The organism is Nonomuraea sp. NPDC049784, assembly GCF_040659615.1.
In the GTDB taxonomy this organism is placed as follows: Bacteria; Actinomycetota; Actinomycetes; order Streptosporangiales; family Streptosporangiaceae; genus Nonomuraea.
Map to the genome: position 1 here is coordinate 1 of NZ_JBFAMX010000695.1, position 4,978 is coordinate 4,978.

General features: G+C 71.4%; 5 protein-coding genes. 3 read left to right on the top strand and 2 right to left on the bottom strand.

Annotated elements, in window-relative coordinates:
• Positions 1–104: 104 nt before the first annotated feature.
• Complete coding sequence (locus AB0J09_RS56020) at positions 105–1,028, bottom strand: NAD(P)H-binding protein (RefSeq protein ID WP_360710640.1); 924 nt, start codon at positions 1,026–1,028, stop codon at positions 105–107.
• Positions 1,029–1,161: 133 nt separating this feature from the next.
• A complete protein-coding gene (locus tag AB0J09_RS56025; protein ID WP_360710643.1) occupies positions 1,162–1,788 on the bottom strand; it encodes a GntR family transcriptional regulator in 627 nt (208 codons plus the stop codon).
• A 98-nt stretch (positions 1,789–1,886) separates the two neighbouring features.
• Between AB0J09_RS56025 and AB0J09_RS56030 the strand changes: the two genes are divergently transcribed.
• The 3 genes from AB0J09_RS56030 to AB0J09_RS56040 all read left to right on the top strand — a co-directional run.
• Positions 1,887–3,188 (top strand): SLC13 family permease, encoded by a 1,302-nt coding sequence (locus AB0J09_RS56030; protein WP_360710645.1) that lies wholly within the window; start codon positions 1,887–1,889, stop codon positions 3,186–3,188.
• A complete protein-coding gene (locus tag AB0J09_RS56035; protein ID WP_360710647.1) occupies positions 3,185–4,354 on the top strand; it encodes a CoA transferase in 1,170 nt (389 codons plus the stop codon). Before AB0J09_RS56030 ends, AB0J09_RS56035 begins: the two co-directional genes overlap by 4 nt.
• The coding region (locus AB0J09_RS56040) for an acetyl-CoA carboxylase carboxyltransferase subunit beta (protein WP_360710650.1) at positions 4,339–4,978 on the top strand (640 nt) is incomplete at its 3' end. The genes AB0J09_RS56035 and AB0J09_RS56040, both read left to right, overlap by 16 nt.

The window sequence follows — 4,978 nt, forward strand, 5'->3', positions numbered from 1 at the left end:
GGGCGGTCTTGGGACGCGGGCGCAGGGACCACGCTGTCGGTGTGCGGCTGGAGCATGCACGGGGTGCCCGCGCGCCGCGGCCGGCCGGTTTACCGGGGTGGCGATCAGGCGTGGCCGTAGAGGGTGGCGTGGCCTGCGACAAAGTCCCTGACGCTGGTCGCCGGGCGGCCGGTGATCGTCTCGACGTCGTGGGTGAGGCGGGCGTAGCGGTCTCGCGCATGGAGCCGTGCCATGGTGGCGATGTGCTCGGCCAGATGGTCCGGCAGCTTCGCCTTGCGGAGGTCCTGCTCGAGCCACTGTTCCAGCGGCACGTCCGCGTACGTGACGCGCCGCCCCAGGGCCTCGGAGAACTCCGCTGCGATGCCGTTCATGTCCTGCGAGCGCGGTCCGGTCAGCTCGTACACCTTGCCGAGGTGCGGGGACGGGTCGGCGAGGATGGTCGCGACCACGTCGGCGACGTCCCCGGCCGCGACCGGCGAGGTGCGCGCCGACCCGAACGGCAGCCGGATCTCGCCCTTCTCGGCGATGGAGGCGGCGGCGAACAGCGTGAAGAACGGATGCTCGAGGAACACCGTGGGCCGGACGACGACGAGCGGAAGCCCGGACCACGTGAGAGCCTGCTCGGCGAGCCAGTGCAGCCGCTGCTGACGTGATTCCTCCGTGCTCGTGGTGGTCATCCCTGAGACGGTCATCTGCGAGAGGTTGACGAACGCCTCGATACCCTGGCTCTCACGTGCCACGGTGGCCATGGTGAGGGCGGCCTCCAGGTAGGACGGCGAGACGCTCATGCTGAAGAACACCCGGCTCACGCCGTCCACCGCCGGGACGACGTCGGCGGCGCGCGTCATGTCGGCGACGACGACCTCGGCGCCTGTCGCGCGCAGCGCCTCGGCGCGCTCGTCCTCGCGATGGACGAGTGCCCGGACCGGTAGCCCTTGGCGCCGCAGCGTCTCCACGACGGTCCGGCCGACCGCTCCCACGCTGCCGGCGGCGCCCGTGACCAGAATCGGCCGGTTCACCTCACTCATCCAGCCAACGTAGCTATGTGGCATTCACCGCGCGTGGCCGGCCCCGTGCCCTGTACTGTGCGTTTGCCCGTCCATGAAGCGCCGGCCACCGCGCGGTCACCGGGACGGCGGGCGGCCCGCGTCGTTCATGGACTCAAGGCTGAAGCAAGTGGGCGCAGGCGGTCGCGGCGGCGTCGGCGTCGCCGACCACGACGGCCCGGGCGAGAGCCGTGAGGCGGTCGGCCGAGATCTGGGCGTCGTCCAGCGGCGCGGCCTCGGACAGCAGATCGTCGAGGTCGGCGAGCAGGCTCTCGCCCGCGAGCCTGCGCACGCACGGCCAGGTGTCGGAGAAGCGGATCGGGCGGCCGTCCGCGTCGAGCAGGGCCAGCCGGAGGCTGCGGTCAGGATGAGCCGCCGCGCTGCGCGCCAGCCCCGACATGACGGCCTCCCTGGCCCGCGCGATCTCTCCCAGGTCTCGCTGTGCCAGGAATAACGGCAGGTCCGGTCTCGCGTCCTGCATGGTCGGCGCGAGCACCACGGCCCCGTTGCCGTGCTGGACCTCGACCTTGCCCTGCACCTCGAGCGCCACCAGAGCGCGGCTCAGAGTGGCCCGGCTGACGCCGAGCTCTGCGGCCAGGCGGCGCTCGGGTGGCAGGCGGTCGCCGGGGGACAGCCCCTGAGCCTCGATGAAGCGCGCGATGTGGTCGGCCAGCTGCACGTACAGGCGGGGACGCTCCAGCCGCTCGGGCGCCGCGGAGCTCTGGGGGCGCTTCTTGGTCACGGCGACAGTCTATTGACATCCGACGCAGTGGAGCAGAGGCTAGGCCAATCCGGAAATGCCCCCGTAACCGGACAGTCGCCTGACCCGAGGAGTCGCCGATGTCGGCGGAAGTCATAGCGTTGATCGTGTTGGTGTTGGTCTTCCTGATAGCCACGGTCCGGTCCATCAACATGGGCGCGCTCGCACTCGTGGCCGCGTTCGTGGTGGGCACCGCCGTGTTCGGCGTGAAGGTGACCGACGTGCTCGGCGGGTTCCCGGCGAACCTGTTCGTCATCCTGGTCGGCGTCACGTACCTGTTCGCACTGGCCAAGAACAACGGCACGGTGGACTGGATTGTGCACCGCGCGGTGATCGCGGTGCGCGGCCGCGTCGCGCTGATGCCGTGGGTGATGTTCGTGGTGTGTGCCGCGATCACGGCGATCGGCGCGGCCAGCCCGGCCGCGGTGGCCATCGTGGCGCCGGTGGCGATGGGCTTCGCGGCCCGGTACCGGATCAACCCGGTGATGATGGGCCTGATGGTGGTTCAGGGCGCCACCGGCGGGAGCTTCTCGCCGATCGGCATCTTCGGCGCGATCACCAACGGCGTGGTGGACAAGAGCCACCTGCCGGGCAACCCGGCCGTGCTGTTCTTCAGCGCGATAGGCGCGTGCGCCCTGATCAGCCTGATCGGCTTCCTCACTCTGGGCGGCGCGAAGCTGCTGCAGCGCGACCGCGAGTCTCCGAAGGTGCCCGCGATGACTCTCGTGGGCGCGTCCGCGGGGGACAGCGAACCCGAGCCCGCCGACGACGCCCTGCCCCGCCTCGACGCGCAGCGCTCGCTCACGCTGGCCGGCCTGGCCGTGCTCGCCGTGGGCGCGCTCGTCTTCGACCTCGACATCGGCTTCCTGGCGCTGGCGGTGGCGGTCGTGCTCACGCTGATCTTCCCCTCCGCCGCCCGCGGCACGGTCGACAAGATCAGCTGGGGTACGGTGCTCCTGGTCGGCGGCATCGTCACCTACGTCTCGCTGCTCGAGGACCAGGGCACGGTGAAGTGGCTCGGCGACGGCGTCGCCCACGTCGGCACCCCGCTGCTTGCCGCGTTCCTGATCTGCCTGATCGGTGCCGTGGTCTCCGCCTTCGCCTCGACGACTGGCATCCTCGGGGCGCTCATCCCGCTCGCCGTGCCGTTCCTGCAGACCGGGCAGGTCGGCGCCGTCGGCCTGGTCACGGCGCTGGCGATCTCCGCCTCGGTGGTCGACTGCAGCCCGTTCTCGACCAACGGCGCCCTGGTCGTCGCGAACGCCGATGTCGCCGACCGCGACAACGTCTTCAAACGCCTGATGACCTGGGGCATGACCATCATGGTCGTCGCGCCGGTGCTGTGCTGGACCGTCCTCGTCGTGCCGGGGAGCCTGTCATGAGTGGGCCGCTGGCGGGTTACGTCGTCGTCGACCTGACCAGGGCGCTCGCCGGGCCGCACGCCGCGATGATGCTCGGCGACATGGGGGCACGCGTCATCAAGGTGGAGCAGCCCGGGAGCGGTGACGACACCCGTGGCTGGGGGCCGCCGTTCTCCGGGTCCGAATCCACCTACTTCCTGTCGTGCAACCGCAACAAGCAGTCGATCGCCCTGGACCTGAAGAGTGACGACGGCCAGGCAACCCTCGAAGCGCTGATCCGCAAGGCGGACGTGCTGCTGGAGAACTTCCGCGCCGGCGTGCTCGACCGGCTCGGCTTCACCACCGCCCGCCTGCTCGAGCTCAACCCGCGGCTGGTGGTGCTGTCCATCACCGGTTTCGGTCACGACGGTCCCGAGGCGGGGCGGGCCGGCTACGACCAGATCGCCCAGGGCGAGGCCGGGCTGATGTCGCTCACCGGGTCGGGACCGGATGACCCGCAGAGGGTCGGCGTGCCGATCGGCGACCTGCTGGCCGGCATGTACGGCGCCTACGGCGTGGTATCGGCGCTGCTCGAGCGCGAGCGGACCGGGCGTGGGCAGGTGGTGCGGACCTCGCTGCTGGCCTCGATCGTCGGCGTGCACGCCTTCCAGGGCACGCGCTGGACCGTGGCCGGCGAGGTCGGGCGAGCGCAGGGCAACCATCACCCCTCCATCGCCCCGTACGGGCTGTTCCGCTGCGGGGGTGGCGGCCAGGTGCAGATCGCGGTCGGGAGCGAAGGACTGTGGCAGCGGTTCTGCGCGGAATTCGGCCTGGATCCGCAGGAGCCGGGCCTGGCCACGAACGCGGAACGGGTGGCGGCCGGCAGCCGGCTGGTGGAGCGGATCGAAGTCGTCTTCGCCCCCTTCGGCCCGGACGAACTGCTGGAGCGGCTCGCCGCCGCCGGCGTGCCCGCCGGCCGGGTACGCACCCTGGACGAGGTGTACGACTGGCCGCAGACCCGTTCGCAGGGCCTGCTCATCGACGTCGAGCACGCGAGCATCGGCGAGATCACGCTGCCCGGGCCGCCGCTGCGGTTCTTCGACCCGACAGGACCGGACGGCGAGGTCGAAACCACCCGGGTCGATCACGCCGCGCCTCCCGTGCTGAACGCCGACGAAGAGGAGATCCGCTCGTGGCTGGCCGGCTGACGGCGCTCGAACTCGTCCGGCTCGTGCTCGACGACGGCTCCTTCCGCAGCTGGGACGAGCCGCTCGGTCCCACGAGAGATCCCGACGTGGCCGCGGCCAGGCAGCGCACGGGTCTGGACGAGGCGGTCATCACGGGGGAGGGGCTGCTGCGCGGCCGCCGGGTGGCCGTCGTCGCCTGCGAGTTCGGCTTTCTCGCCGGATCCATCGGGGTCGCCGCCGCCGAACGCATGGTGACGGCCGTGGAGCGCGCGACCAGGGAGCGGCTGCCGCTGCTCGCCGCGCCCGCCTCGGGCGGCACGAGGATGCAGGAGGGCACCGTGGCGTTCCTGCAGATGGTGAAGATCTCGGCCGCGGTCACGCAGCACAAATCAGTCGGCCTGCCGTACCTGGTCTACCTGCGCAACCCGACCTTCGGCGGCGTGCTCGCCTCGTGGGGTTCGCTCGGCCACGTCACGGCCGCCGAGCCCGGCGCGATGATCGGCTTTCTCGGGCCGCGCGTCTACGAGGCCCTGTACGGGGAGGTGTTCCCCGAGGGCGTCCAGGTCGCCGAGAACCTGTACCGGCACGGCCTGGTCGACGCCGTGCTGCCGCCGGAGGAGCTGGCCGGCATCGCCGATCGGGCGC

Coding starts and splice junctions, on each gene's coding strand:
- AB0J09_RS56020 (WP_360710640.1), bottom strand. CDS start 1,028: ATGAGTGAGGTGAACCGGCCGATTCTGGTCACGGGCGCCGCCGGCAGC.
- AB0J09_RS56035 (WP_360710647.1), top strand. CDS start 3,185: ATGAGTGGGCCGCTGGCGGGTTACGTCGTCGTCGACCTGACCAGGGCG.
- AB0J09_RS56030 (WP_360710645.1), top strand. CDS start 1,887: ATGTCGGCGGAAGTCATAGCGTTGATCGTGTTGGTGTTGGTCTTCCTG.